This window comes from Erythrobacter sp. S43, assembly GCF_057364955.1.
This window is the reverse complement of the sequence record NZ_CP200285.1, coordinates 2716255-2741650: the sequence shown is the minus strand read 5'-3', so window position 1 is coordinate 2741650 and position 25396 is coordinate 2716255. Positions and strand designations below refer to the sequence as shown.

Annotated in this window: 26 protein-coding genes and 1 pseudogene; 13 read left to right on the top strand and 14 right to left on the bottom strand. The window is 58.1% G+C overall.

Going from position 1 to position 25396, the window contains the following annotated elements; translation table 11 throughout:
- Window positions 1-11 precede the first annotated feature (11 nt).
- Window positions 12-647 carry an NAD(P)H-dependent oxidoreductase gene (locus AC0V6K_RS13545; protein WP_472623097.1) on the top strand — a complete coding sequence of 212 codons (636 nt, stop codon included), beginning with the start codon at window positions 12-14 and terminating at the stop codon, window positions 645-647.
- 169 nt (window positions 648-816) lie between these two features.
- On the opposite strand, the gene AC0V6K_RS13540 is transcribed toward AC0V6K_RS13545, so the two are convergent.
- From AC0V6K_RS13540 to tgt, 3 genes and pseudogenes are all read right to left on the bottom strand, one after another.
- Window positions 817-2799, bottom strand: a complete 1983-nt coding sequence (locus AC0V6K_RS13540) for a beta/gamma crystallin domain-containing protein (RefSeq protein ID WP_472623095.1) — start codon at window positions 2797-2799, stop codon at window positions 817-819.
- Window positions 2800-2935: 136 nt separating this feature from the next.
- Window positions 2936-3238 carry a chorismate mutase gene (locus AC0V6K_RS13535; RefSeq protein WP_472623093.1) on the bottom strand — a complete coding sequence of 101 codons (303 nt, stop codon included), beginning with the start codon at window positions 3236-3238 and terminating at the stop codon, window positions 2936-2938.
- Window positions 3239-3242: 4 nt separating this feature from the next.
- Window positions 3243-4374, bottom strand: a pseudogene (gene tgt, locus AC0V6K_RS13530) (tRNA guanosine(34) transglycosylase Tgt).
- Window positions 4375-4482: 108 nt separating this feature from the next.
- Between tgt and AC0V6K_RS13525 the strand changes: the two are divergent.
- Window positions 4483-5514, top strand: a complete 1032-nt coding sequence (locus tag AC0V6K_RS13525) for a hypothetical protein (protein ID WP_472623091.1) — start codon at window positions 4483-4485, stop codon at window positions 5512-5514.
- A gap of 23 nt (window positions 5515-5537) precedes the next feature.
- Here AC0V6K_RS13525 and AC0V6K_RS13520 read toward each other — a convergent pair whose 3' ends face one another.
- From AC0V6K_RS13520 to AC0V6K_RS13485, 8 genes are all read right to left on the bottom strand, one after another.
- Window positions 5538-6305 carry an ABC transporter permease gene (locus AC0V6K_RS13520; RefSeq protein WP_472623089.1) on the bottom strand — a complete coding sequence of 256 codons (768 nt, stop codon included), beginning with the start codon at window positions 6303-6305 and terminating at the stop codon, window positions 5538-5540.
- Window positions 6305-7246 (bottom strand): ABC transporter ATP-binding protein, encoded by a 942-nt coding sequence (locus tag AC0V6K_RS13515; RefSeq protein WP_472623087.1) that lies wholly within the window; start codon window positions 7244-7246, stop codon window positions 6305-6307. The genes AC0V6K_RS13520 and AC0V6K_RS13515 overlap by 1 nt, the downstream gene beginning before the upstream one ends.
- 10 nt (window positions 7247-7256) lie before the next feature.
- A complete protein-coding gene (queA, locus tag AC0V6K_RS13510) occupies window positions 7257-8294 on the bottom strand; it encodes a tRNA preQ1(34) S-adenosylmethionine ribosyltransferase-isomerase QueA (RefSeq protein ID WP_472623085.1) in 1038 nt (345 codons plus the stop codon).
- 41 nt (window positions 8295-8335) lie between these two features.
- The gene (locus AC0V6K_RS13505; RefSeq protein ID WP_472623083.1) at window positions 8336-9022 is read right to left on the bottom strand and encodes a peptidylprolyl isomerase; all 687 of its coding nucleotides are present in this window, start codon (window positions 9020-9022) and stop codon (window positions 8336-8338) included.
- Window positions 9023-9133: 111 nt separating this feature from the next.
- A complete protein-coding gene (coaD, locus tag AC0V6K_RS13500) occupies window positions 9134-9646 on the bottom strand; it encodes a pantetheine-phosphate adenylyltransferase (protein WP_472623081.1) in 513 nt (170 codons plus the stop codon).
- On the bottom strand, window positions 9643-10116 hold the full coding sequence (locus AC0V6K_RS13495; protein ID WP_472623079.1) for a hypothetical protein: 474 nt from the start codon (window positions 10114-10116) through the stop codon (window positions 9643-9645). The genes coaD and AC0V6K_RS13495 overlap by 4 nt, the downstream gene beginning before the upstream one ends.
- Window positions 10113-11027, bottom strand: a complete 915-nt coding sequence (locus tag AC0V6K_RS13490) for a polyprenyl synthetase family protein (protein WP_472623077.1) — start codon at window positions 11025-11027, stop codon at window positions 10113-10115. Before AC0V6K_RS13490 ends, AC0V6K_RS13495 begins: the two co-directional genes overlap by 4 nt.
- A gap of 1 nt (window position 11028) precedes the next feature.
- Window positions 11029-11298, bottom strand: coding sequence for an exodeoxyribonuclease VII small subunit (locus AC0V6K_RS13485; protein ID WP_472623075.1), 270 nt, complete (start codon window positions 11296-11298; stop codon window positions 11029-11031).
- A 65-nt stretch (window positions 11299-11363) separates the two neighbouring features.
- On the opposite strand from AC0V6K_RS13485, the gene AC0V6K_RS13480 reads away from it, so the two are divergent.
- The 5 genes from AC0V6K_RS13480 to AC0V6K_RS13460 are packed head-to-tail and all read left to right on the top strand — an operon-like array spanning window position 11364 to window position 16322.
- Window positions 11364-11786, top strand: a complete 423-nt coding sequence (locus AC0V6K_RS13480) for a DUF2177 family protein (RefSeq protein WP_472623073.1) — start codon at window positions 11364-11366, stop codon at window positions 11784-11786.
- 8 nt (window positions 11787-11794) lie between these two features.
- Window positions 11795-12469: a hypothetical protein gene (locus AC0V6K_RS13475; protein ID WP_472623071.1), complete on the top strand. Its 675-nt coding sequence runs from the start codon at window positions 11795-11797 to the stop codon at window positions 12467-12469.
- A gap of 15 nt (window positions 12470-12484) precedes the next feature.
- Window positions 12485-14743, top strand: coding sequence for a phosphoribosylformylglycinamidine synthase subunit PurL (gene purL, locus AC0V6K_RS13470; RefSeq protein WP_472623069.1), 2259 nt, complete (start codon window positions 12485-12487; stop codon window positions 14741-14743).
- A gap of 12 nt (window positions 14744-14755) precedes the next feature.
- On the top strand, window positions 14756-15085 hold the full coding sequence (locus AC0V6K_RS13465) for a DUF6122 family protein (RefSeq protein WP_472623067.1): 330 nt from the start codon (window positions 14756-14758) through the stop codon (window positions 15083-15085).
- Window position 15086: 1 nt separating this feature from the next.
- Window positions 15087-16322: a TCR/Tet family MFS transporter gene (locus tag AC0V6K_RS13460; RefSeq protein ID WP_472623065.1), complete on the top strand. Its 1236-nt coding sequence runs from the start codon at window positions 15087-15089 to the stop codon at window positions 16320-16322.
- Here the strand turns inward: AC0V6K_RS13460 and AC0V6K_RS13455 are convergent.
- Window positions 16310-17107, bottom strand: coding sequence for a Coq4 family protein (locus AC0V6K_RS13455; RefSeq protein WP_472623063.1), 798 nt, complete (start codon window positions 17105-17107; stop codon window positions 16310-16312). The genes AC0V6K_RS13460 and AC0V6K_RS13455 overlap by 13 nt on opposite strands.
- Window positions 17108-17235: 128 nt before the next feature.
- On the opposite strand from AC0V6K_RS13455, the gene AC0V6K_RS13450 reads away from it, so the two are divergent.
- Window positions 17236-17922, top strand: a complete 687-nt coding sequence (locus AC0V6K_RS13450; RefSeq protein ID WP_472623061.1) for a nitroreductase family protein — start codon at window positions 17236-17238, stop codon at window positions 17920-17922.
- A gap of 9 nt (window positions 17923-17931) precedes the next feature.
- Here the strand turns inward: AC0V6K_RS13450 and AC0V6K_RS13445 are convergent, their stop codons facing one another.
- Window positions 17932-18768, bottom strand: a complete 837-nt coding sequence (locus AC0V6K_RS13445) for a Coq4 family protein (protein WP_472623059.1) — start codon at window positions 18766-18768, stop codon at window positions 17932-17934.
- Between the two features lie 101 nt (window positions 18769-18869).
- Window positions 18870-19760 (bottom strand): phosphoserine phosphatase SerB, encoded by an 891-nt coding sequence (serB, locus tag AC0V6K_RS13440; protein WP_486172666.1) that lies wholly within the window; start codon window positions 19758-19760, stop codon window positions 18870-18872.
- On the opposite strand from serB, the gene miaA reads away from it, so the two are divergent.
- From miaA to AC0V6K_RS13415, 5 genes are all read left to right on the top strand, one after another.
- Complete coding sequence (miaA, locus tag AC0V6K_RS13435) at window positions 19753-20700, top strand: tRNA (adenosine(37)-N6)-dimethylallyltransferase MiaA (protein ID WP_472623055.1); 948 nt, start codon at window positions 19753-19755, stop codon at window positions 20698-20700. The genes serB and miaA overlap by 8 nt on opposite strands.
- A gap of 212 nt (window positions 20701-20912) precedes the next feature.
- Entirely contained in the window at window positions 20913-22667 is a 1755-nt protein-coding gene (ilvB, locus tag AC0V6K_RS13430) for a biosynthetic-type acetolactate synthase large subunit (protein WP_472623053.1), read from the top strand.
- On the top strand, window positions 22667-23182 hold the full coding sequence (ilvN, locus tag AC0V6K_RS13425; RefSeq protein WP_472623051.1) for an acetolactate synthase small subunit: 516 nt from the start codon (window positions 22667-22669) through the stop codon (window positions 23180-23182). Before ilvB ends, ilvN begins: the two co-directional genes overlap by 1 nt.
- A gap of 39 nt (window positions 23183-23221) precedes the next feature.
- Complete coding sequence (gene ilvC / locus AC0V6K_RS13420; protein ID WP_472623049.1) at window positions 23222-24241, top strand: ketol-acid reductoisomerase; 1020 nt, start codon at window positions 23222-23224, stop codon at window positions 24239-24241.
- A 19-nt stretch (window positions 24242-24260) separates the two neighbouring features.
- Window positions 24261-24863, top strand: a complete 603-nt coding sequence (locus AC0V6K_RS13415) for a DUF4329 domain-containing protein (RefSeq protein WP_472623047.1) — start codon at window positions 24261-24263, stop codon at window positions 24861-24863.
- Window positions 24864-25396: the final 533 nt, after the last annotated feature.

Here is a 25396-nt window from a genome sequence, read left to right as displayed (position 1 = left end):
AAGGGGGAACCATGGCGCTCAATATTCTGCTGATCGACGGTCATCCGGACGAGGGCCGCTTCGCCTCGCATCTTCTGGATCTCTATCAGGAGGCATTGCCTCCGGACTACACGGTCACTCGTGTAAATGTCCGCGATATGAAGTTCACCCCAATCTTGCGGCACGGATATCTCAAGCGGACGGATTGGGAGCCGGACATATCCTCTTTGGCCGAAGCCTTCGACGCGTGTGACCACGCTGTGTTCGCCTTTCCCATGTGGTGGGGCGCCGAACCGGCAGAGCTAAAAGGTCTGATCGACCGGTTGTTCCTGCCCGGCTTCATGTACCAGTTCCGTGAAGGCAGTGCCACCTGGGACAAGTATCTGGAAGGCCGCTCGGCCGATGTGATCGCCACTATGGATACGCCAGCGTTCTTTCTACGCCTGCTTTACGGCAATTCCATTATCCGGCGTTGGAAGGGCCAGGTTCTGGGTTTTGTCGGCTTCAACCCAGTCCGGTTTATGGTCGCAGCCCCTATCAAGGATGGTGGCGTCGAAAAGAACGCGGAAAAATGGAAGAAGAAGGTCGCCTCAATGGCCAATTCGATCAATCCAAAGAACCGCGAGCGGAAGAAAGCCCGGCTCCCGGCGTTTCTTGGAAAGAGTTAGGTCCGGGTCTTATCCCAGACATCGAATTCGTAGGCGATCGAGCCTTCGACGAGCGTTTCCCAAATCTGGCCGACGACGTCCCCAGGAATACCTCGCCCTTCAGCATCAGCGACCGCCTCTCAGAACGACGAGAACTCCCTTTCTGCGTTTCTCTAACAGCGTCAGCCGATCAAGAGCCGCAATTGTAGATTTTCCCGTTTCCGTTTTGGATCAGGCAAACCTTTTCGCCATTACCGATGAAATTGCGAAATGTGCCCTCCCCGCCAACGACATTGCCATTTTTCGTCATTTGGCCCGTCTCTGAGGAGATGATAGCAAGGCGTCCCGACGATTCTGAGAAGTCGCGAACATTGGTGGCGAGTTGCTTGGGTTCGCCGTCGCCCATTCTCCCTAGATCATAGAGCGTTCCATCAGGCGCCAGCCCGATGACCTTGAAATCACCATTCAGGCGCAGAGCTTTGACTTTGGCCAAGTCCACATTCGGTTTGTTCGAAGTTCTCACCCAACGCTGATTCTGAATATGGATCCGATCGATCACTCCATTGTGGTCAAGCAAGAAGAACTCTCCCTCGCTGACTTTGCTTAGGCTGGTGTAGCCATGGGAACTAATACTCAGATTCGCCACCTCAGCGAAAGTCGAATACGAAATTCTGGTTATCTTTCCGTTTTGCACATCAAATGCAGCCGAAAAAAGTTGGCCAGTTCTAGTCAGCATGAACAGAAAAGGCCTCGCACCATTGTTAAAGGCAAAAGAGGATTCGATTGCGGTGAAGTCTGGCGAAATATTGAGGGACGTTCCGTTTTGAGCGGCGTATATCATCACATCATTATTTGCAGGTGCGTATAGCAGCGTGCCACCATAGCGCAGGGCAAAATCAATACGCTGAGCGCGTTGCGCTTCAATACTGTTTGCGAGCGCGCGTCCCGCCGCCGCATTGGCCGGACGGATAGTGCTCATTGAAAGCCCGCTCACATCTGTCATCGCGAGGTCAATCAGCGGTGCATTCGAACGAAACACATATGAAGATGGCGTATCAAAGATGCCGCCACCGAGCTTAGGCGCTACAATAGGTTCGTAAGTGATGTCAGCGACGCCGCCGCCCTGCCCATTGGCAGCCAACTGAGTGGCTTTCGATTCCGCCTCCGCAGCTTTTACCCTTGCTTCGGCTGCCCTGGCCTCTGCCTCGGCAGCCAGACGCCTGCGCTCTACCGCGGCTTCCTCTTCCGCCTTCACTCTGGCGGCCTCACGCTCGGCATCTTCGCGCGCATACCGTTCGCGAGTGGATTCCTTGCGGGCCAACGGCGCTTCGCCATTGGCCAGGACAGCGTATGACTTAAACGGGATCACTTCACCGGTGAAATTTTGATCGATAATGACCGATTCGCCCGTAAAGTTTGAAGCCCGGAAAATCTGAATCCTTGCGCCCGCTCCCACTCTTGCGATGGTATAGGTAACCCGCTGGTCTGGGGACACGTCACCGCGCGCTCCGATCCGATGCCGTTGGCAACGCCCGGTTGTGTTAAAGCAGATATCAGCATCGTCCGCGGCAAGGGGCGCACGCTGGCGCACAGGGCGACCGTCGCAATCCAGCAAAGCACCGCGATCACTTCCCGGTGCTATCCGCGTCGGACAATCGCGTTTGACGACGCGAGTCATTTTGTACGACCGCCCGCTGAAATCCCTTAAGTTCGCGGCTTTGAAATCCGGTATTTGAGAACCCGGCTCGAATGTGTGACATTTGCCAGCGAACCGCTTTTTCTCGCAAATTTCCAATCGAACATTCGAGCCGACCTTTACCGATCGCACTCTTGGACTATTATTGCGACCGGATAGCACGGGCTTTGTGTCATCTTGCGCGGCGCGATCGTAATTGTCTCCGATCTTCCGCTTGTAGCAATCCACTTGGGAAACAGCGGGGTCGAAATTATAATTTTTCTCTGTGTAGAAAATGGCTTCATTGGGGCCCGGTTCTGCCCCAGGGGGCAAGCTGCACCAGTTGGTGACATTTATCTGAGCTTCCTCTGCGCTACCATTGCTCTGTGCGCGAAGCTCACTCGGAGCAGACCAGGACAGCGCCGCAGCACCGATCCCTATGAATGCGACCGCTCCCGCAGCCTTGAATTTTGAAAAAGAGCTTCCCCAAGCACCCATGATTTTCCCCCAACTTTCAGCACCTACCGCAAAGCGTCTGGGCAGTTACTAATGAACCCAGAATGACCATAAAGTTGTAAAAAGCAACCCGGTCGTTCTTTCAATACCGATGGTCTTTTTCAATGCACGGCCAGCTTCAGGCGCGGGTCCGGTCCCACTCGCCAAATTCGTAGGCGATCGAGCCTTCGACGAGCCGTTCCCAGATATCCGCGATCACATCGGCGGGAACTCCTCGCGCCTCTGCATCGGCCACCGCGGCCTCGATCACAGCAGCTTTGCGGGCTTCATCGCGCACGCTCTCGCGCGTTTCCTTGATCCGTGCGGCCGCACGCATGTAGCCGAACCTGCGCTCTAACAGCGCAACCAGCTCACGATCAGTCGCGTCGACGCCTTCGCGCACATCACGCATATCCAAGCAATCATCGGGCAGTTTGGGCATGGGGTTAATTGCTTCCAAGATAGTTGCGCCTGAAATCGGCGGCGAATTGATCGAATGTCCCTTGCGCAATGGCACCACGCATCGCGCGCATCAAGGCTTGGTAGAACGCCAAATTATGTTCGGTCACCAGCATGGCGCCCAAAATCTCGTTCGACTTGATCAAATGGTGCAAATAGGCGCGCGAATAGCTGTTCGACGCTGCACAATCCGAGTCCGCATCAAGTGGCTCCAGATCCTCGGCAAATCGCGCATTGCGCAGGTTGATCGGCCCATTCCATGTAAACGCTTGCCCGTTGCGGCCAGACCGTGTTGGCAGCACGCAATCGAACATATCAATCCCACGCTCGACCGCGCCGACCAGATCGTCTGGCTTGCCAACGCCCATCAGGTATCGCGGTTTATCTGACGGGAGCATCTCCGGCGCATAATCGAGCACACCGAACATGGCTTCTTGGCCCTCACCAACGGCAAGTCCGCCTACAGCATATCCGTCAAACCCGATATCGATCAGCTTGTCAGCGCTGACCTTTCGCAAATCTTCATGAAGCGCGCCTTGCTGGATACCGAACAAGGCCGAGCGGGCGGCGTGTTCCTCGCCCGCATCGAGATCCAGCGCGAGACCGCTTTGCCCAGCGCATGGAAAGCTCCATGCTCTCGGCAATTTCGTCCCGCGGACGATCCGCGCGCGGGCATTCATCGAAAGCCATTACAATGTCCGAGCCAAGGAGCCGCTGGATCTCCATCGATCGCTCGGGCGAGATCATGTGCTTTGAGCCGTCAATATGGCTGCGGAATTCGACGCCTTGTTCCGTCAGCTTGCGCAGCTCAGACAGGCTCATGACCTGATAACCGCCGCTATCGGTCAGGATCGGGCGCTGCCAATTCATAAAGGAATGCAGACCGCCTAGGCGCGCCATGCGTTCCGCACCGGGGCGCAGCATCAGGTGATAGGTGTTGCCAAGAATGATATCAGCGCCAACTGCTCGCACGCTTTCGGGCTTCATTGCCTTAACCGTCGCGGCGGTGCCGACCGGCATGAACGCCGGCGTAGCGATCGATCCGCGCAGCATATCGATCCGCCCGGTACGCGCGCGCCCATCGGTCGCTTCAAGGGTAAACTTAAATCGTTCGGTCATCGCCACAGCGCCTAGACAGGTTCTGTCAAGGATGCGAGTGTCAGTGTATCAAAACGCGTTACAGAACGCGGAAATCGAACTCACGATGGAAGGAAATGGGGGCCATCAATGATCATTCGTAATGCCATGCTACTCGCTGTCTCAGGATTGGCGCTCGCATCATGCGCCGCCAATCCCGGCCCGGTCATCGACACATCAACGAAGAAACTGATCAGTTACTTCGATGCCAAGAAAGAATTGGCCAGCACGCTTCAACGACAATTGGGCGGGCCGACCGGCCAAACCGCTGGCGAAAATGTCAGTTATCGCTTGGTGGCGTTGAATGGCCCTGCCTATCAACTCGGATCAGTGCTTTCGGCCAGCAATGCGCTGGACCTGATGACGCGTCGTTGCTCGCTCGATGACAACGAATTGCCGGTTGAGCCGTGGTCCACGATGCCACGATGGAGCTCAACCTCCAATCTCAACACCGATCTTGGTATCCCTGCACCATTTCAAGGTGTCTTCAATCAAACATCCGTTGATGCCGGGCTGAACTTCCAGTCTGCCAGCGTCTACGCAATTGAAGACATTTCGCAGCGCTTTCTTGCGCGCGATGAGTTGCAAATACTCACACGCAATGGCGAGTGCGGCGCTTTCTTCTCCGATCTCCAGGAGCCCGTGCTGTTCGTGCGCGGCATTGTTTACGGGCGTGAGACGCTCAAGTCGACCAAGGGATTTGCGGCCGGTCTGGATGTCAGGGTCGTTGAAGAAGAAAGCGGCCAGTTCACATTCAAGTATGACCGCAATGGCGCCTATGAGCTGACCGATGCCGATGTGTTGCCGAAGTTTGCAATCATTGCCAAATTCGTTCCGCGTCCACAGATTGCTGCTGTTACGCGGCAGCCTGAACCACCACGCACCACGGACCGAGTGCGCGTAGAGGGCAATCGGCAATCGGGTACTGTCCGGCCCACTGGGCCTGCAATGTCCCAGCCTGAACGCGACGTTGAAATGGCTGCGTCAGTTGAGGACTTCGACCCCAGTTCACTGCCGCCTACGGCGGCCGGCTCCGTTGCCGCTGCGCCACTGATCTCGCAGCCTCTTACCGATGAAGAAGTCGCCGAGATTGAAAAGATGTTGGCTGGCGGCGGGAACTAGTCCGGCTTCGCCTGCGCGGGAACCTACTCGCGCAGGCGCCATCCCGTTTTGAAGATGTAGGCAATGATCGCGGTGCAAACTGCCAGGAAGCCCAGCGTCAGGCCCAGTGACACCCATATCGACACGTCCGACGTGCCATAAAATGTCCAGCGCAGCCCGCTCACTAAAAACGCGATCGGGTTGGCCAGCGCAACGGCGCTCCAAGGCTCTGGCAGATCGCTGATTGCATAGAAAGTGCCACCAAGGAAGGTCAGCGGCGTCAGGATCAACAGAGGGATAATCCCAAGCTTCTCGAAACTGTCAGCCCAAATGCCAAGAATGAACCCGAACAAGGAGAAGCTGGCCGCGACCAGCATGATGTAGCCGACCGCCAACAACGGGTGTTTGATCGTGTAATCGACAAAGAATGTCGCGGTGCCAAGGATGATCGCCGCGAGGATCAGCCCCTTGGTCGCAGCCGCACCGACAAAGCCGATCAGCGTTTCCGCCACACCAACGGGGGCCGAGAGCAATTCGTAGATTGTGCCGGTAAAGCGCGGCATATAAATGCCAAAACTGGAATTGCTGGTCGTCTCACCAAGCAATGTCAGCATCAACAGGCCGGGAATGATAAACGCGCCATATTCAACCCCATTAATTGGCTCCATCCGCGCACCGATCACCGTGCCGAACACAATGAAATAGAGCGACGTCGTGAGCACTGGCGAAAGGATTGACTGGAACGCCGTACGCATCGCGCGCATCAACTCGCGTTGATAAATCGACCAGGCACCGCGGGCGTTAAAAGACATCAGGCGGCCTCCTCTTCGGACAGCAGTCCAACGAAGATGTCCTCAAGGGAGCTGTCGTGGATGTCGATGCCGCGATAATCGATGCCGGCCCGGGTAAGCGCCTTGGTCAGGTCCGCGATTTCCTCACGCCCCTTCCCTGATCCGTCACCGCCGCGATAGCAAAGCTCAGTGCCGCCCTCGCGCAACTCGACAGGAAAGGCCGAGATGGTTTCAGGCAGTTCAGCAAGCGGCTGCGAAAGCGCAATCACCGCTTCGGTGCGGCCCAACCGCTCCATCATCGCCGACTTCTCATCCACCATCAGGATTTTGCCCCCGCGAATGATGCCCACACGGTCGGCCATCTCTTCGGCCTCTTCGATATAGTGCGTGGTGAGGATAACTGTCGTGCCGCGCTCGCGAAGGGCACTGATCTGCTCCCACATGCCTTTGCGCAACTCCACGTCCACACCAGCGGTTGGTTCATCGAGAAACAGCAGTTCGGGTTCGTGCGCCAGCGCCTTGGCAATCAGCACGCGCCGCTTCATCCCGCCGGAAAGCTCGCGGATCTGACTGTCTTTCTTCTCCCAGAGACTGAGCGACCGCAGAATTTCCTCGATCCGTCCTTTATCGGGTGCGAATCCGAAGAGGCCTCTCGAGTAAGCTACCGTACGGAAAACAGTTTCGAACATGTCGGTGCTCAGTTCTTGAGGAACCAACCCAATCCGTGCCCGCGCCTTGCGCCAGTCACGGGAAAGGTCATGACCGAATGCAGTCATCGCGCCTGCTGTCGGCCTGACAATACCGCACACCGATCCGATCAGCGTCGTCTTCCCCGCACCATTGGGGCCAAGCAGTGCGAAAATCTCGCCCTTGCGAATATCGAGATCAACGCCATCGAGCGCTTTCACGCCGCCCGCGTAAACCTTTGTCAGTCCGGAAATGGAGAGAATGGGATCAGACATCCCTTGCCGCTTAGGGCAGCAGCAGGGATGAGTCACCATAGGAATAGAAGCGATACTCGCTGGCGATTGCGTGTTCATACGCCGCCATCATCCGCTCACGCCCCATTAGCGCGCTGACCAACATGACCAAAGTCGATTTCGGCAGATGGAAATTGGTCATCAATCCGTCGACGCCGTTGAAGGTGTAGCCCGGGGTGATGAAGATGGCGGTGTCGCCTTCAAACGGGGCGATGGTGCGGTCGGGCCGCGCGGCACTTTCAAGCAGGCGCAGTGCAGTTGTGCCGACCGCGATGATGCGTCCACCCGCAGCGCGCGCCGAGTTCAGTCGATCTGCAGTTTCTTCGCTTATCCGACCAAACTCGGAGTGCATCTGGTGGTCGTCTGTGTCGTCGGCTTTGACCGGCAGGAACGTACCCGCGCCGACATGCAGCGTCAGCATCTCGCGCTTGATCCCGCGCGCATCAAGAGCGGCGACCAGCTCATCGGTAAAGTGCAGCGACGCGGTTGGCGCAGCGACCGCGCCATCCTCTTTCGCGAACATCGTCTGATAGTCGGACAGGTCTTGCTCATCGACGCCGCGCTTGCCCGCGATGTATGGGGGCAATGGCATGGTTCCAGCGCGGTCCAGCAGCACTTCAACAGGCTCGTCGCCTTCGAATGACAAGGTCAGGCTGCCATCGGCGAAACGCGCTTCAGCTATCGCGGTGACACCGCCACCGAAGATCAGTTGGTCGCCTTCCTTCACCTTCTTCGCGTTCTTTACGAAGGCCTGCCAACGGCGCAGATCGAGCCGCTTGTGCAATGTCGCGCCAATGCGCGCCTCGCCGCCCGCACGTCGCCCCTGCAACTGCGCCGGGATTACCCTTGTATCGTTGAAGACCAGCACATCGCCCGGCTCCAATAGGTCTGGCAGGTCGCGAACACCCTTATCCTGAAAGGCCGCATCCTGCCCCTGGACAAACAGCATGCGCGCTGCATCACGGGGGCGCACCGGGCGCAAGGCTATGCGCTCCTGCGGCAGTTCAAAATCGAAGAGGTCGACCTTCATGGCCAGCGCGCCTAGCGCGAGTGCGCGCTATTGGAAACGGCTTACTCGTTTTCCAGCGGTGCATTGAGCAAATCGGCCGTGATTTCCGGCTCAATTTGCGGCGGTGCGCTCGTCGCCTGCGGCTTGTTGTCGCTGGCAAGCGAAGCCTGAAGGATGCGCGTCGGGTTCGCAGGTGGTTCCCCGCGATTGATCGCATCGACAGCGCCCATATTCTCGATCACGCGGCCAAAGTTGGTGTAGCGCTTATCGAGGCTGAAACGCGGATAGAATACGATGAAGAACTGGCTGTTTGCGCTGTCTTCTTCGTTCGAACGCGCCATAGACAGCGACCCGCGAACATGCGGCATCGCGTTGAATTCTGCTTTCAGATCGGGAAGCTGGGAACCGCCCGTCCCGGTGCCGGTCGGGTCGCCGCCCTGAGCCATGAACCCATCGATCACGCGGTGAAAGATGATGCCATCATAAAAGCCCTGACGGGTTAGTGTTTTGATGCGCTCAACATGGCTTGGCGCCCATTCAGGCATCAGACGGATGGTCACCCGTTCACCATTGGACAGATCGAGTAACCAGACGTTCTCCCGGTCCTCTGTCTTGTCATAGTTGATTTTTGAAAACGTTCTGTTGGCCAGAATGGTATCTTCACCGTCTTCGCTATCCTGCGCCAAAACAGCTGTAGGAGATGTGAGAATGGTGAGCGCAGCAATCGCGCAAAGCGTTGATTTGATCATGTGGTGCATCACAAAGTTGTCCAAGTTGATCGCGGTTTAACGGCGCGCGCCTGACACTGCAATGAATGATCAGACCTCAATCGACAGCACTGTCTTCAGGCCGACATCGCCTCAATAATCGCCCTTAGGCCCAACCGATTCTACGCGGGCCACTACCTCATCCCTGACATCAGGGCTGACAAACGGCGTGATATCGCCGCCATAAAGAGCGATTTCCTTCACCAGCTTCGATGCGATCGGTTGAAGCGACACGTCTGCCATCAGGAAGACCGTCTCAATCGCGTCGTCCAGCTGCTGGTTCATGCCAGCCATCTGGTACTCGTATTCGAAATCAGCGACGGCGCGCAGCCCCCGAATAATCACGCTCGCACCCTGTTTCTGGGCAAACTTGACCAGCAGCGCATTGAAGCCGACCACTTCGACATTGGTGAGACCAAGGTTCTTCACCTCGCGCTCCACCATTGCGAAACGCTCTTCTGTGGAGAACATCGGGTTTTTGGACGGGTTGGTAGTCACACCGATAATCAGGCGGTCAACCAGCTTGGCCCCGCGCCGGATAATGTCGGCATGGCCCAAAGTGATGGGGTCGAACGTGCCGGGATAGATGCCAATCCGCTCGCTCATTTTGTGATCGCTTGCCATTCGACGGTCGCGGCAGCGTCGTCACCTTCACCGATCATTTTGATTTTGATCTCCTCGGCTGCGCCATCGGCAGATGTTCCGGTGAATACACCGGCCTCGCCCTCTTCAAAACCAGTCTTCTTTATCGCAGCGATGGTTTCTTCGGCGCAGGCGACCGGCGCTTTGTACGCGCGCATCATCGTTTCGCCTTCTTCCGGACTGGTCCGGCGCAACGAGCCGACCAAATCGGCATCACCGCAAGCCTCAACACCGAAGCGCGCAACCAGCATTTCTGCGGCTTCTTTTTTGTCCTTCACCGCTTTGTCTGACAGCGGGCCGTTCATCATGTGCTCGCTGTGATCCATTGTTTCGGCTCCATGGCCCATCGCGCCGTGATCAACCTCGTCAGCTTCCGCCGAACAGGCCGCCAGGACCAAAGCGAGGCCCAGTGCACACAGTCCGCTGTTCTTCATCGATCGCGCTCCACAATAAACCGCGCAACGGCGCGCAGCATTTCGGCCTCTTCGCCGTGGTTGCTCAAATGCGCGACCGCCTGATCGACCAGAGCGCGCGCCTGTTCGCGGGCTTTGTCTATACCCATGAGAGTAACAAAGGTCTGCTTGCCTTGTTCCTCGTCTTTGCGCAGCGCTTTGCCTGCCTTTTCGGCATCACCTGTCACATCAAGAAGATCGTCTGCGATCTGAAACGCCAAACCAATATCGCGCGAGTAGGCACGCAGATGCGCCCTGCCCTCTGGAGGAACCTTGCCAAGGATCGCGCCCATCTCGACGCTTGCTGCCAACAAGGCACCGGTTTTGAGCTGCTGCAGTCGAGTGATGGTCGGCAGGTCGTAGTCGACGCCCTCTTCGTCGGCGACCATATCCATGATCTGGCCACCAGCCATGCCGTCCATGCCGCTGGCCTTGCCGAGCGTGGCGATCAGTTCGCTGCGTGTGAAGGGATCGCTGCTGGTGCCAGAATCTGCGAGAATCTCGAACGCCAGTGCGTGGAGAGAGTCGCCCGCAAGCACTGCGGTCGCCTCATCGAATTTGTGGTGCAAAGTCGGCTTGCCATGACGCAGATCATCATCGTCCATGCACGGCAGATCATCATGGATCAACGAATAGACGTGGATAGCCTCCACAGCCGCACCAGCGCGCAAGGCTGCCGTGCGATCAACGCCAAACATAGAAGCCGTGCTGACCAGCAAGAGCGGCCGCACACGCTTGCCGCCGCCGATCGCTGCATATCGCATGGCATCAACCAGCCGGGCGCGCGTATCTCCGGGCACTGGCAGAAACGCATCGAACACAGAGTCGATTTCATCCTGGACCTTTTTCAGGCCAGATTTGAGCAGGTCACCGCCTATCTCGACAACACTCATATCAGTTGTCCGGATCGAGTGGCGTTGTGCCGCTTGGCGTGCCGTCCGCGCCTGCCACGATCTTCTCGATCTTGGCTTGCGCCGCATCCAGCCGTTTCTGGCAGGCCGCGCGCAGTTTCTCGCCTCGCTCATAGAGAGCAATCGAATCGTCCAGTGGCACGTCGCCCCGTTCCAACTGCTGCACAATCGTCTCGAGCGCGCTCAGCGCCTGCTCAAAACTCATATTCGCGATGTCATCCGCTGCGCCAGCGGAACCTTTGCCCTCGTCCATGCGTCAGACCATTGGCCGCGCGGTGCAGCCCGGTCAAGGCACAGCAATCACTGGGACGACACAAAATGAGATGGATCACCGCATACTTGGCCGCCGCGATAGTCTTCGGGGTTTTGGATGCAATGTGGCTGAACTGGGCGGGGCCCAACCTTTATCGACCGATCATTGGTGAAATCATGGCCGATGAATTCAACATAGGCGCGGCTGCGGCTTTCTACTTCATCTATCTCGCCGGCATGGTCTGGTTTGCTGTCCGCCCAGGCCTTGAAAGCGGCAACGTGAAGGTGGCGCTGTTGAATGGCATTCTGCTCGGCGCGCTTTGCTACGCTACATTTGATCTGACCAGTCAGGCGGTTTTCAAAGTCTGGGCCACAAAAGTGAGCATCTTGGACATTATCTGGGGAGCATTCGCGACCGGAACGACAAGCGCCGTTGCGACGATGATAACCCTGCGACTAACGAAACAAACAAATCAGACTCGGGGGTAATCGATCGTATGTTCATTGGGCATCTCGCGCCAGCTTTCGTTGCCGCGGCAGTCACAACCAGAGGACCCAAACTTGCGACCTTCTTCGTTGCTGGCCAGCTGGTTGACTGGGCATTCTTCACCTTCTGCATTCTTGGTATCGAAAAGATGCGGATGGACCCGGGCGCGACGGTGATGATCCCCTATGATCTTTACTACATCCCTTACACGCACAGCTTGCTTGGCTCGAGCTTATGGGCGCTCGGGTTCGCGCTCCTTATCCTGATTTGGCAGCGTAGCTTGCTTGGCGCATTCTTGGCCGGATTGGTGGTTTTGGGCCACTGGTTCTTTGATTGGCTGGCCCATCGCCCTGACCTCACAATGATGGGTGGCGATGAGAAGTATGGTCTCGGTCTTTGGAACCACCCGATGATCGAGATACCGCTTGAAATCGGCCTGACGCTCGCAGCGTTTGCTTTTTATCTCAGCCGCACGCGTGGACCGGTAGGGCCACCGGTAATCCTGTTGGTCGCAATGTTAGTGCTTCAAGCGGTCAACTGGTTCGGACCGGAACCCAAGGAAGCGGGCCTGTTCTTCTATTCTCAGGCACTCGCAGCCTATGCACTTTTGACTGCAATTGCCTATTGGGTCGGGAATAACCGCCAATTCGTTATGCGTGGCGGGTTGGCTGCGCCGAGCGTCTGACTTATGGGGGCGCGCATGAGTGAAATCACCCCTGAAATCGTTGAACAACACGGTCTTTCGCCAGAGGAATATGAGCGCGTGCTCAGCGGCCTTGGTCGCGAACCCAATCTGGTCGAACTCGGCATCTTCTCGGTGATGTGGTCAGAGCACTGCTCTTACAAATCATCGCGCTTGCATCTGAAGAAACTGCCGACCGAGGCGCCATGGGTCATCTGTGGCCCCGGTGAGAATGCGGGCGTGATCGACATCGGTGATGGGCCAGATGGGCAGAAGCTCGCCGCCATATTCAAGATGGAGAGCCACAACCACCCGTCTTACATCGAACCCTATCAGGGCGCGGCGACGGGCGTTGGCGGCATCCTGCGCGATGTTTTCACCATGGGCGCGCGCCCGGTGGCGAATATGAACGCGCTGCGTTTTGGCCGCCCTGACCATCCGAAGATGAAGCATCTGGTGCAGGGCGTGGTTGCGGGCATCGGCGGATATGGCAATTGCGTGGGCGTGCCGACCATTGGCGGAGAGACAAACTTCCATCCGGCCTATGACGGCAACATCCTCGTCAACGCGATGAATGTCGGCGTCGCGGATCAGGACAAAATCTTCTATTCGGCAGCCACCGGCGTCGGGAATCCGATTGTCTATGTCGGCTCCAAGACCGGTCGTGACGGTATCCACGGCGCAACCATGGCGTCCGCGGACTTCGAGGAAGACGCAGAAGCCAAGCGTCCCACAGTGCAAGTGGGCGACCCGTTCACAGAGAAACTGCTGATCGAGGCATGCCTTGAATTGATGGCGACCGATGCGATCGTCGCAATTCAAGATATGGGCGCGGCGGGTCTGACTTCCTCCAGTGTCGAAATGGCGACCAATGGCAAAGCGGGCATCCGGCTCGACATGAACAAAGTGCCGTGCCGCGAAGAAGGCATGACGCCATACGAAATGATGCTGAGCGAGAGCCAGGAGCGCATGCTCATGGTCTTGAAACCCGGCAAAGAGGACATGGCCGCAGCGATCTTCGAGAAGTGGGAACTCGATTTTGCGGTTATTGGTGAAGTGACCGATACGCGCCACATGGTGCTCGAATTTGATGGCGAGGTCGTGTGTGACATTCCGCTCGGCCCGCTCGCTGCCGATGCCCCCGAATATGACCGCCCTTACCTCTCGAAAGAGGAATATGCGGATTGGGCAGGCATTGCGCCGATGAAGGATGTGCCTGACAGCGATGATCCGGGCGCAAACCTCGTCAAAATGCTCGCCAGCCCGAACCTTGCCTCGCGCCGCTGGATTGCCGAGCAATATGATAGCCAGGTGATGGCCGACACTCTGCAAACCGGTGGCGATGCATCGGTGGTGCGCATTCACGGCACCAACCGCGCTTTGGCGATGAGCACCGATTGCACCCCGCGCTATGTCTATGCCGACCCATATGAAGGCGGGAAACAAGCGATTGCCGAGGCGTACCGCAACCTGTGCGCCGTAGGTGCGAAGCCATTGGCCGTGACCAACTGCCTCAACTTCGCCAACCCGCAGCGGCCCGAGATCATGGCGCAATTCGTCCATGCGCTTGAAGGCATGGGTGATGCCTGCCGCGCGCTTGAGTTCCCGATCGTTTCGGGCAACGTCTCACTCTACAATGAAAGCAAGGCAACCGGCGGCGGCTCCGCGATCCTGCCCACCCCTGCGATTGGCGGCGTCGGTGTGATCGACGATGCCTCGAAGATGGTAACGCCCGCTTTCAAGGCACAAGGCGATGCGATCTACCTGCTCGCTCCGGAATTCTGGGCCAAGCCTGATCCAACCCGGTCGCACCTCGGCAAGTCAATGTGGCTCGATGTGGTCAAAGGCCGCGACGAAGGTCGCGCACCGCCGGTCAACCTCGCCGCAGAAATTGGCGCAGGACAGATTGTGCGCAAGCTGATCGGAGAAGGCCTTCTTTCGGCAGTCCATGACCTGTCCGATGGTGGTCTCGCTGTTGCGTTAGCCGAGATGGCGATGTCGGGTGGCATCGGCGCGGAGCTGGTCGATGGCTATGAAGGCTACACCGCCGCACAATGGTGGTTCGGTGAAGATCAGGCGCGCTATGTCATCACGGTCTCGCCCAATAACGCTGAAGCTTTCAACCGCATCGTTGCAGAAGGACCCGACATCGACGAAGCCGAAATGGTCGGCTTCCATCGTATCGGCACAGTCGGGGGAGACAGTCTTCTCGGCCAGCCACTCAGCGCGCTGAGCGCGGCGCATGAGAGCTTCTTCCGCGACTGGATGGAGCAGTGACGGCCGGCTTGATTGGCTGACCTGCTCCAACACGTTCTCCATTACGGCGGGCATTGGTTCGTCCCGTTTGTCATTGGTTGGCTTATTTGGCGGGGACGCTGGTGGCAGGCGGGTTTGGTGATCGCGGGCGCCAATCTCATCGACCTCGACCACCTGCTCGCCGATCCGATCTTTGACCCCAACCGGTGCAGCATCGGCTTTCACCTGCTGCACGACTGGGAAGCGGCTCTGATCTACCTAGCGATGCTCGCTATTCCGCGCTGGTGGGCGCGCGCATTTGCAGTTGGGGCTTTGTGGCATTTGGCAGTCGACTATGGCGATTGCGTGATGCAAACACTGTGAAATGACAGGAGAATCTGGCCAAGGGATCAACAAGTCCACGTTCGGATTTGTCGCCTTCATCGTGTTTGTCGACATGATGGGGATCGGCTTGATCGTGCCAGTAATGCCCGCGCTGCTCGAAAGCATGACAGGGCTTGCCGAAGACCAAACAGCGGGCATCGGCGGGTGGCTGCTCTTTGCATATGCGTTGATGCAATTCCTGTTTGCGCCGGTGATTGGAGGACTTTCTGATCAGTATGGGCGCAGACCGATCCTGCTAATCACTCTGTTCCTGCTAGGGATCGACTATATCATCATGGCGCTCGCGCCCGATCTCTGGTGGCTGTTTGTGGGCCGTATCATCTCGGGGATTATGGGCGCCAGCTGGGCCGCAGCCAATTCCTGCGTCGCAGACGTCGCCGGGCCGGAAGATCGTGGCAAATTATTCGGCATTCTGGGCGGAGCGGGCGCGTTCGGTTTCGTAGTAGGACCAGCAATAGGCGGAGTTCTGGGCGAATACTCGGTGCGCGCCCCGTTTTTCGCAGCAGCGGCACTGGCGATCGTCGGGACCGTGTTTGGCTTCTTTATGCTACGCGAAACCCTCCCCCAAGACCGCCGTCGGCCGTTCTCGATAGAACGGGCCAATCCACTCGGGACCATTATCCAGATGGCAAAGACCCCCATTGTGCTCGGCTTTCTCGGCGTGATCTTCCTGCTCCAGATGGCGGCGCAAGCGACAATGGCCGTGTGGTCGTACTACGTGCGTTTCCGGTTCGAGTGGAGCGAGCTCGATATCGGGCTTGGCGCGACGTTGTATGGCGTGTTGCTTGTCGTCAGTCAGGCCGGGCTGACCGGCGTGATGATCAAACGCATCGGCGCCAAACGCACAGCGACTTTCGGTCTTCTGCTTGGATTACCGTCTTATCTGATTTCGGCCTTTGCAGTCGGCAGCTGGATGATCGTGCTTGCCATTGTCGTGGGAACAGTCGCTGGCATTACCTTCCCCGCAATCCAGCAGATGATGAGCGAACGGATTTCAGAGGACGCACAGGGCGAGTTGCAAGGTGCAGTCGCCTCCACAATGAGCATCACCAGCATCATCGGGCCGGTCATTATGACCGCGACGTTCGGATATTTCGCTGACGCCGAAGGACTCTATTTCCCCGGCGCGCCGTTCCTGCTGGCTGCGATCCTGGGCTACGCTTCGCTTGCAATGTTGTGGCGGGTAACCGCACGGATTGGTGATCAGGCAGCCTGAACGTTGTCGAGACCGAGGTTTTCCTCGGCCCAGCCCTCGGCTTCGAGGATTTTGAGACACTCGCGATAGACCACCGGCACGCCGATGTTCATATTCGCGCGCACTTCACCGATGTCGCTGCGCATCACTTTTTCGACATCCATATGCGCGAGCTTTACGGCAGCCTTGCCCAGCTTGCGGCCCTCGCGGATCGCATCATAGAGCGGCGCCTTGGTTTCGGTTGTCTTCTTGATCTGGCGCGCCCCGGCATAGGCGATGAACTTCACACCGAGATTGTGGTTTTGTTCAAAGCTGAAGCCAAGCAGTGCCGCCTCACCCAAGGCATCACGGCCATAGGTAGTGAGAACGTGGAACAGATCATGCGTGTCGCGCAGGCGATTGAAGTACCACTCCAGCTGATCGGCCGGGCGGCTTTCACGCGGGCTCCAGTCGTAACTCTCATCAACCAGACCGTTCGCGGTCAGCCCTTCGCGCTTCATAAAGCGCATGTAATGCTGAGCCACACTGTTTGGCGCGCAATCGGCCCAACGCGTGTGATCGTCGAGCATGTCGGCGATGGGAAGCGCTTCCTCTTTCGCGATGAAATCCCGTGCAGTCTGACTGGTGATGAAGCTTTTGGCCTGATCGAAGATCTTGCGGCCTTTCAGCGCCTCGATAATGAAGAACACCTCTTTGGTGTCTTCTTTGTCAGCGACCAGATTGCGGAAGTGACGCAGCGCCTTGATCGGGCGAAAGCTCGACAGATCGCGATCATTTGCGACCAGCGGAAGATCAATAACTGCCATCGTGCCCTCCCAGAGCGACTCAAATTAGGTTCGTTATTTGCAACCTACATTTGTGTCAGTTCATTGTCTAGTCGATATTCCCTTACGTAACCCTTCCCTTATTCCGCCGTCCTCGCCAAAGGGTATTCATGCGAGATCACGAAACCGTACCCTATTCGTTTGAGGCCCTGCCCGATCACGAGGCCATCGCGCGCGCGACTGCCATGCGCGACAAGCTGCGCGAAAGACGCACGTGCCGTTACTTTTCGGACGAGCCCGTCCCGCGAGAGGTTATCGAAGCGGCGGTCGAAGCGGCTGGCACAGCCCCCAACGGCGCCAACCATCAACCATGGCATTTCGCCATCGTGGAATCGGCAGAGAAGAAGCGCGCGATCCGTGAAGCAGCCGAAGCGGAGGAACGCCGGTTCTACGGCGAAGATGGAGACAAGGCGAAGGCGAGCGAGGAATGGCTCGACGCTCTAAACGATCTGGGTACCGATGCCGACAAGCCATTTCTGGAAACCGCCCCGTACCTGATCGTCGTGTTTGCGCAGCGTAAGGGCGGGATCGAGGAAGATGGCAAGACGCAGAATTACTACGTCAATGAGAGCGTAGGCATTGCCTGCGGGATGCTGATTGCAACACTGCACGAAGCGGGTTTGGCCACGCTGACGCACACGCCCTCACCCATGGGTTTCCTGCGCGAGGCATGCGAACGGCCCGAGTGGGAAAAGCCGCTGATGATTGTAGTGGTCGGCCGCCCCACAAAAGACGCAACCGTCCCCGCCCATGCCCTAAAGAAAAAGCCGCTGAGCCAGATCACGAGCTGGCTCTAGCCTTTCGGATCAGGCCGCAGCCATGCCTTCATCGCTAGCCTTCTCACTGGCGAGCATATCATAGGGGTCGATCCCTTCTTCGCGCCAGATGCGGTGGCAGTCATTGTACTTGGACGGCTCAGGAATGCGCAGCTTGGCGCGCACTTCGTCAAAAGGTTGAGCGAGCAATTCACGGATTGGCTGTTCGATCAGACGCGGTGCGCCCTTACCCGTGCGACGCGCCTGATTGACCGCGCCCATGATCGGCGCCTTGCTCCCCCAAGCCATCTTCTTGATGTTCGCCGCACCGGCATAACCGATCAGCAAGTGCCCCTGACTGGGCGACTGACCATGAGTGAAGAGCAGCACGCACTGCTCACCCAGAGCATCGCGGCCGTAGCCGGTCAGCACGTGGAACAGATCATGTGTGTCGCGCGAACGGTCGGCGAACCACTGCACCAGGTCGTCATGTTTCGGGCGGCCAAGGCTTTCAGCCTCAGCGACCAGACCTGCTGCGGTCAGCCCTTCGCTTTCCATAAAGTCGCAATAGGCGTGCGCGAGGCTGCCCTTGGGCGTTCTGCGAAGCGACGCGTGATCATCGAGGATCTCAGGAAGGCTTGGTTCACTCGAGCGCAGGAATTCGCCTTGCTTGGAGAACATAAGACCCTCGACACGCGGCATGAAGCTCTTGTTAGGGAGCGATTCGAAGATCTTGAACACCAGGCTGGTGTCTTCTTTGTCCTTCATAAGCAGCTGAAAATTCTTGATCGCGCGCAGCGGGTTGTAGCGCGGCGTAGGGCGATCGGGATGGCGCAGGACGGTTCCGTCGGCGGCAAACATCTGCGAATAATCAGCGGCTTGGGTCATAATGCGAGCTTCTCTTCGAGGGATATGGCGCTGCTCTAGCGCCCGTTACTTACATTTGTGTAAATAACGTATTCCGGTAGCAAATCAAGACCTATTTTCTCTCAACCTGTAACCCAATCATGGCGTGGGATGCCTAGAAGCGAGAGAATGCCGGTCAGATCGCCGTGGTCGATGCGACCGTTCGCCGCGTCGCGTGCCTTCGGCTTGGCCCGGTATGCAAAGCCGTAAGTCGCCGCCTCAAGGATCGGGATGTCGTTCGCGCCGTCACCGCTTGAAAGGACATGCGCGCCCTCGCCTAACTTGGCAGCTTCCTCTTGCAGCACCGAAAGCTTGGTGCCTGCGTCTGAGATAGGCCCGTCTAGCCCACCGGTCAGTTTGCCGTCCGACACCGAAAGGCGATTACCGACCACCCGGTCGAACCCAAGCCACTCAGCCACTCGGTCTCCGAAATGATGGAAGCCCCCTGTTACCAAGACACACCGGGTGCCCTTTGCCTTGAGCGTGCGAACCAAGGCTTCTGCACCCGGCGTCGGCCTGATCCGCTCTGCCAAGCAACGATCAATCGCGTTCTCATCCAGCCCAGCGAGCAGCCCGACCCGCTCACGCAGCGCGCTTTCGAAGTCGAGCTCGCCCTGCATGGCGCGCTCAGTGATGTCTGCGATCTTGTCTTTAAGGCCCGCATAGTCGGCCAGTTCGTCGATGCATTCCTGTCCGATCATGGTGGAATCCATGTCGGATACGAACAGCTGCGGCACCGCAAAGCCATGGTTGCTCGCCACCGCGTCACAGGCTCCAAAGTGCGCTTCAATTGCGTTCAGAGCTATCCGCGGCTCGTCATCCGCGAAACCCAGCTCCAGCACGCCAGCATCCGCATCGATCAGCTCCGCCGAAACATCACTGCTCAAGACCTCTGAATGGCTAAGCTGGGAGCTCATGGCATCAAGCCGTGTTTCCCAATCGGGCTGGTCTGCTATCAAGCGCGCTATGAGCACCGATTTATCTCCATCGTCAAAACAGGTCGCGCTCATCGCAGGGCCAACCGCCAGCGGCAAGAGCAAGGTTGCGCTCGATCTCGCCGCAGCGCGCGCCGACCGTGGAAAAGCAACCTGGATCATCAACGCCGACAGCATGCAGGTCTATAGCGACATTCCGGTTTTGTCGGCGGCACCCAGCGTGGAAGAGACCGCCGCAGTGCCTCACGTTCTGTATGGTGAGTGGGATGGCGCCCATGCGTGTTCAGCGGCAGATTGGGCCAAGCGCGCGAAGTCCGAGATTGAAGTCGCGCAGGAATCCGGAGCCCTGCCCGTGCTAGTCGGCGGCACCGGCATGTATATGAAGGTGCTGCTCGAAGGCATTGCCCCCATCCCAGAAATCGACCCCGAGATCCGCGCGGTGGTGCGCGCCCTTCCCACCGAAGCGGCTTACGCGGCGTTAATGGTCGAAGACCCTGAGCGCGCCGCCGAGCTTGAACCGGGCGACACACAGCGCATCGCCCGCGCGTTGGAAGTCAAGCGCTCCACCGGGACCAAGCTCGCCGAATGGCAATTGGCCAAGACGGGCGGCATCGAAGAAGACATTGACCTTACTGCAGTGGTCATGCTGCCCGATCGTGAATGGCTTTATGAGCGTTGTGATCGCCGGTTCGAAATCATGCTGGACAGCGGAGCCATCGAGGAAGTCGAAGCATTGCTGGCGCGCGGCCTTGATCCTGCCCTTCCCGTCATGCGCGCCATCGGTGTACCTGAAGTCGCAACCTTCCTGCGCAAAGAGATCACCCGCGAGGAAATGATCGAGCGCGGCGCACAGGCCACGCGCAACTACGCCAAACGGCAATTCACTTGGTTCCGCCGGCAGACACCGCCCAGTTGGACGCGAGTTGAATCTCAAAATGTCGATATTGAGAGTAATTTTGCATCTTTATTACAAAATTAAGCGTTGACACGATAGATAGTGGCCTTAAACGGACGGTCAACGAAGTGACAAAAGGACACGGTTTCATGCCTATCGTACTAGTAGTAAGAGGTGCAGGTTGATCTAGGACGTTTCCTGATAAGTGTCCCGGTCGGCCTGATGCGAATGTCCCGCGTCAGGCTTTTTTATTAGCGGCCACCCCTTGGCCCGAATTGAGTTTTTGGAGAGTTCCCTTGGCCCAGAAATCTGGTGCTGCCATTCTGACCCAGTGCCTTGTCGATCAGGGTGTCGAATTCGTGTTCGGTTATCCGGGCGGCGCGGTTCTGCCGATCTATGACGAGCTGTTTGGCGATGAGCGTATTCGCCACATCCTCGTGCGGCACGAAGCAGGTGCGGCGCATGCGGCGGAAGGTTATGCCCGCGCAACAGGGAAGCCGGGCGTGGTTCTCGTCACCTCTGGCCCGGGTGCAACCAACGCAGTCACCGGCATCGCGGATGCGTGGATGGATTCGATCCCGATGGTCGTCATCACCGGTCAGGTTCCGACCGCGCTGATCGGCACCGATGCGTTTCAGGAAGCCGACACAATCGGCATCACCCGCCACTGCACCAAGCATAACTATCTAGTGAAAGATCCGGCGGACCTCGCCGCGACCATAGAAGAGGCGTTTCGCATTGCCACGACGGGTCGCCCCGGTCCGGTCGTGATCGACATCCCAAAGGATGTGCAGATTGCTGTCCCTTCCAAGCGCAACGCGGCCAAGCTAACGGCGGCGCACCGCTATGCCCCGCAAATGGCGGCACCGGCAGAGCAGATCATTGAAGCCATTGAGATGATCGAGGCCGCCGAGTGCCCGATCCTCTACACGGGTGGCGGGGTGATCAATGCGGGTCCAGAAGCGAGCGAGATGCTGCGTCAGTTGCAGGATATCACCGGCGCGCCCGTTACCTCGACGTTGATGGGCCTTGGCGCCTTCCCCAGCACGCATCCCGATTGGCTAGGTATGCTGGGCATGCACGGCACCTACGAAGCCAATATGGCGATGAACCGCTGCGACGTGATGGTCTGCATCGGCGCGCGATTTGATGACCGTGTGACCGGTCGCCTCGATGCGTTCTCGCCCGACAGCAAGAAGATCCACATCGATATCGACCGCAGCTCGATCAACAAGAACGTGCCCGTTGACCTTGGCATCATCGGCGATTGCCGTGTCGTGCTCGAACAGCTCGTTGCGGCATGGGGTGATCGCAAGGCACAGGATCTGGGCGAATGGAAGGCTCGCATCGCCGGTTGGCGCGCGCGCGAATGCCTCGCCTATCCCGAGAAATCGAAGAAGAACCCCGGCATGATCATGCCGCAAAAGGCGGTCGAGCGGCTCCACGCCCTCACCCATGAGCGCAAGCCGATCATCTCCACCGAAGTTGGCCAGCACCAGATGTGGGCGGCGCAATATTTCGGGTTCGATGATCCGAATAAGTGGCTTACCTCAGGCGGACTCGGCACTATGGGTTACGGTATGCCCGCAGCCATCGGCGCGCAGCTTGGTAATCCCGATGCGCTGGTGATCGATATTGCCGGTGAGGCAAGTATCCAGATGAACATTCAGGAGCTTGGCACTGCGAGCCAGTATCGCCTGCCGGTCAAGATCTTCATCCTCAACAACGAGTATATGGGCATGGTCCGCCAGTGGCAGGAACTGACCTATGAGAGCCGCTACTCGAACTCCTATTCGGACAGTCTGCCAGACTTTGTGAAGCTGGCCGAGGCCTATGGCTGGAAGGGTATTCGCATCCACGAGGAAAGCGAGCTCGACGATGGCATCATGCGCATGCTCGACCATGATGGTCCGGTGATCGTCGATTGTCTGGTAGCGCAGGACGCCAATTGCCTGCCGATGATCCCATCCGGCGCTGCACATACCGAAATGCTGCTGTATGGTGATCATCACGACGGTACGATGGACGACGAAGCGAAGGCGCTAGTTTAATGAAAATCAAAAGCGCCGCGACCGAGCGGCATGTTCTTACCATCACCGTTGATAACGAGCCGGGCATTCTCGCCAAGATCACCGGCCTGTTCACCGCGCGCGGCTATAACATCGACAGCCTGACCGTGGCCGATATTTCGGATGACCATGCCGTCAGCCGCATCACCATTGTCACCAACGGCCCGCCGCAGGTGATCGACCAAATCGAAGCGCAGCTGGACCGTCTGGTGCCGGTTCACAAAGTGATCGACCTCACGCAGGCTGGCCCACATGTCGAACGCGAGCTTGCTCTGATCAAGGTCGCTGGCACGGGCGACAAGCGGGTAGAAGCCTTGCGTATCGCCGAAGTCTTCCGCGCCAATGTGGTTGACACCACCACCGAGAGTTTTGTGTTCGAACTCACCGGAGCGCCGGACAAAATTGACAGTTTCATCGCACTCATGCGTGACCTCGGCCTCAAAAGCGTGGGCCGTTCGGGCGTGGTGGGCATGATGCGCGGCGCAGACGGCGCCTGAACCCAATCACACGATATTACAGAGCAATAGGGAAACCCCATGAAAGTCTATTACGACGCCGACGCTGACCTCGGCCTCATCAAATCGAAGAAGATCGCCGTGCTTGGCTATGGCTCGCAAGGCCATGCCCATGCGCAGAACCTGCGCGACAGCGGCGTTGGTGAAGTGGCCATTGCTCTGCGCGAAGGCTCATCCAGCGCCAAAAAAGCCGAAGATGCGGGCTTTAAGGTCATGTCGAATTCGGATGCGGCCGCTTGGGCCGACGTGCTGATGATCCTCGCCCCGGACGAGCATCAGGCGGCGATCTATGCGGACGATGTTCACGGCAAGATGAAGCCGGGCAGCGCGCTCGCTTTCGCCCACGGGCTCAACATCCACTTCGGCCTGATCGAAGCGCAAGCCGATATTGACGTCATCATGATCGCTCCCAAGGGCCCCGGCCACACGGTGCGCAGCGAGTATCAGCGTGGCGGCGGCGTTCCCTGCCTGATCGCGGTGCATCAGGATGCCAGCGGCAGCGCCAAAGAAACCGCCCTTGCCTATGCAAGCGGTGTCGGCGGCGGCCGCAGTGGCATCATCGAAACCAACTTCCGCGAAGAATGCGAGACCGATCTGTTCGGTGAGCAGGCGGTTCTGTGTGGCGGGATCACCCACTTGATCCAGGCAGGCTTTGAAACCCTGACCGAAGCCGGATACGCGCCTGAAATGGCATATTTCGAGTGTCTGCATGAGACCAAACTGATCGTCGATCTGCTGTATGAAGGCGGCATCGCGAACATGCGCTATTCGATCTCGAACACCGCCGAATATGGCGACATCACCACCGGCCCGCGTATCATCACCGATGAGACCAAGGCTGAAATGAAGCGCGTGCTGGACGACATCCAGTCGGGCCGTTTCGTGAAGAACTTCGTTCTCGATAACCGCGCCGGTCAGCCCGAGTTGAAAGCTGCCCGCAAACGTGCCGAAGCTCATCCGATCGAGAAGACCGGATCAGAGCTGCGTGCCATGATGCCATGGATCGGCGCCAACAAGTTGGTGGACAAGGAAAAGAACTAAGGCGATTGCTCGCGCAGCAATGGTTGAAAATCCCACCACACTACGAGTGATATACGGCCTTTGCGCTGTAGCGTTTGTGGTGATCGTTGCGCGGGCATTCCTCAATGTGAAGGGGCCGGAGGACTTTGTGTTCACCGTGCCCCAAGAGGAAGTGCAAGCTTACGCCAAGCAGCAGCTGGGCGCATTACAGCAGCGCTCCTTTGCCAGCGATAAAGAGCTGTGCGCGATTATCTTCGAAGACAGCGATGGCAATCTGGGCACCACGCCTATTCGGGAAGGCGATGTTGCGAGCTGTGACATCACATTTTTCGATGAGCCCGGCATGGGGCCAATAGCCAGCTTTCACACGCATGGGTCTTTCGACCGCAACTATGACAGCGAAGTCCCATCGGACATTGATATCGAGAGCGATATTGCGTCGGGCAGCGATGGCTATGTCTCGACTCCCGGCGGACGCTTCTGGCGCATTGACGCCGCCGCGCAGAAGGCGATCCAGATTTGCGGCGAAGGGTGTCTGGAACAAGACCCAGACTTTAAGCCGTGCCCGCCCGGTGCAATTGCCGAAGAATACAGCCGCGCTGAATTGAACGCGCGGGCGCGCCAGACAGTGAGTGCCTGCTGACGCATTTGGTTCAAGGAAGGTGTGACCGAAGCAGGTCGGAGGACAACCACTCCAGCCACACCCCCAAGAAGCGCGCCATCAGGCACTCGGCGCGCAAGCTCCAGCTTCACATGATACCGCTTCGCAGCCTTCCGCTGCACAACCCGCGGCATCGCAAGCGGTTCCTTCACAAGCAGGCTCGCAACCTGCAGCGGCACACGCGTTTGCTTCGCATGCGCTGGCATCACAGGCGGCTTCGCATGCCGACGCGTAGCAAGCCGCTGCACATGCTGATGCCGCACAAGCTGCGGCCGCGCATGCTGCTGCCGCACAGGCCGCTTCGCGTTTTTGTTTGCGTGCCTTGCGTTCAGCCCGGGCTTCTGCGCGCTTTTTAGCCCAGCTGCTCGAACTGCCGGAATAACCACTTGGCCCGCACGGTTCGTCCGCCATCGCCGGAACGCCAGCCGTGGCCACGGCAAGACCGCCTGCGACCATCATCATCTTGGCAAACGATGTTTTCTTTGGGGTGAGGTTCGACATCAAAGAGTTCCTCT

Excerpts from the sequence above, each read along its gene's own strand:
- AC0V6K_RS13545 (WP_472623097.1), top strand. The coding sequence starts at position 12 with ATGGCGCTCAATATTCTGCTGATCGACGGTCATCCGGACGAGGGCCGC.
- AC0V6K_RS13540 (WP_472623095.1), bottom strand. The coding sequence starts at position 2,799 with ATGGGTGCTTGGGGAAGCTCTTTTTCAAAATTCAAGGCTGCGGGAGCG.
- AC0V6K_RS13535 (WP_472623093.1), bottom strand. The coding sequence starts at position 3,238 with ATGCCCAAACTGCCCGATGATTGCTTGGATATGCGTGATGTGCGCGAA.
- AC0V6K_RS13525 (WP_472623091.1), top strand. The coding sequence starts at position 4,483 with ATGATCATTCGTAATGCCATGCTACTCGCTGTCTCAGGATTGGCGCTC.
- AC0V6K_RS13520 (WP_472623089.1), bottom strand. The coding sequence starts at position 6,305 with ATGTCTTTTAACGCCCGCGGTGCCTGGTCGATTTATCAACGCGAGTTG.
- AC0V6K_RS13515 (WP_472623087.1), bottom strand. The coding sequence starts at position 7,246 with ATGTCTGATCCCATTCTCTCCATTTCCGGACTGACAAAGGTTTACGCG.
- queA (WP_472623085.1), bottom strand. The coding sequence starts at position 8,294 with ATGAAGGTCGACCTCTTCGATTTTGAACTGCCGCAGGAGCGCATAGCC.
- AC0V6K_RS13505 (WP_472623083.1), bottom strand. The coding sequence starts at position 9,022 with ATGATCAAATCAACGCTTTGCGCGATTGCTGCGCTCACCATTCTCACA.
- coaD (WP_472623081.1), bottom strand. The coding sequence starts at position 9,646 with ATGAGCGAGCGGATTGGCATCTATCCCGGCACGTTCGACCCCATCACT.
- AC0V6K_RS13495 (WP_472623079.1), bottom strand. The coding sequence starts at position 10,116 with ATGAAGAACAGCGGACTGTGTGCACTGGGCCTCGCTTTGGTCCTGGCG.
- AC0V6K_RS13490 (WP_472623077.1), bottom strand. The coding sequence starts at position 11,027 with ATGAGTGTTGTCGAGATAGGCGGTGACCTGCTCAAATCTGGCCTGAAA.
- AC0V6K_RS13485 (WP_472623075.1), bottom strand. The coding sequence starts at position 11,298 with ATGGACGAGGGCAAAGGTTCCGCTGGCGCAGCGGATGACATCGCGAAT.
- AC0V6K_RS13480 (WP_472623073.1), top strand. The coding sequence starts at position 11,364 with ATGAGATGGATCACCGCATACTTGGCCGCCGCGATAGTCTTCGGGGTT.
- AC0V6K_RS13475 (WP_472623071.1), top strand. The coding sequence starts at position 11,795 with ATGTTCATTGGGCATCTCGCGCCAGCTTTCGTTGCCGCGGCAGTCACA.
- purL (WP_472623069.1), top strand. The coding sequence starts at position 12,485 with ATGAGTGAAATCACCCCTGAAATCGTTGAACAACACGGTCTTTCGCCA.
- AC0V6K_RS13460 (WP_472623065.1), top strand. The coding sequence starts at position 15,087 with ATGACAGGAGAATCTGGCCAAGGGATCAACAAGTCCACGTTCGGATTT.
- AC0V6K_RS13455 (WP_472623063.1), bottom strand. The coding sequence starts at position 17,107 with ATGGCAGTTATTGATCTTCCGCTGGTCGCAAATGATCGCGATCTGTCG.
- AC0V6K_RS13450 (WP_472623061.1), top strand. The coding sequence starts at position 17,236 with ATGCGAGATCACGAAACCGTACCCTATTCGTTTGAGGCCCTGCCCGAT.
- AC0V6K_RS13445 (WP_472623059.1), bottom strand. The coding sequence starts at position 18,768 with ATGACCCAAGCCGCTGATTATTCGCAGATGTTTGCCGCCGACGGAACC.
- miaA (WP_472623055.1), top strand. The coding sequence starts at position 19,753 with ATGAGCACCGATTTATCTCCATCGTCAAAACAGGTCGCGCTCATCGCA.
- ilvN (WP_472623051.1), top strand. The coding sequence starts at position 22,667 with ATGAAAATCAAAAGCGCCGCGACCGAGCGGCATGTTCTTACCATCACC.
- ilvC (WP_472623049.1), top strand. The coding sequence starts at position 23,222 with ATGAAAGTCTATTACGACGCCGACGCTGACCTCGGCCTCATCAAATCG.
- AC0V6K_RS13415 (WP_472623047.1), top strand. The coding sequence starts at position 24,261 with ATGGTTGAAAATCCCACCACACTACGAGTGATATACGGCCTTTGCGCT.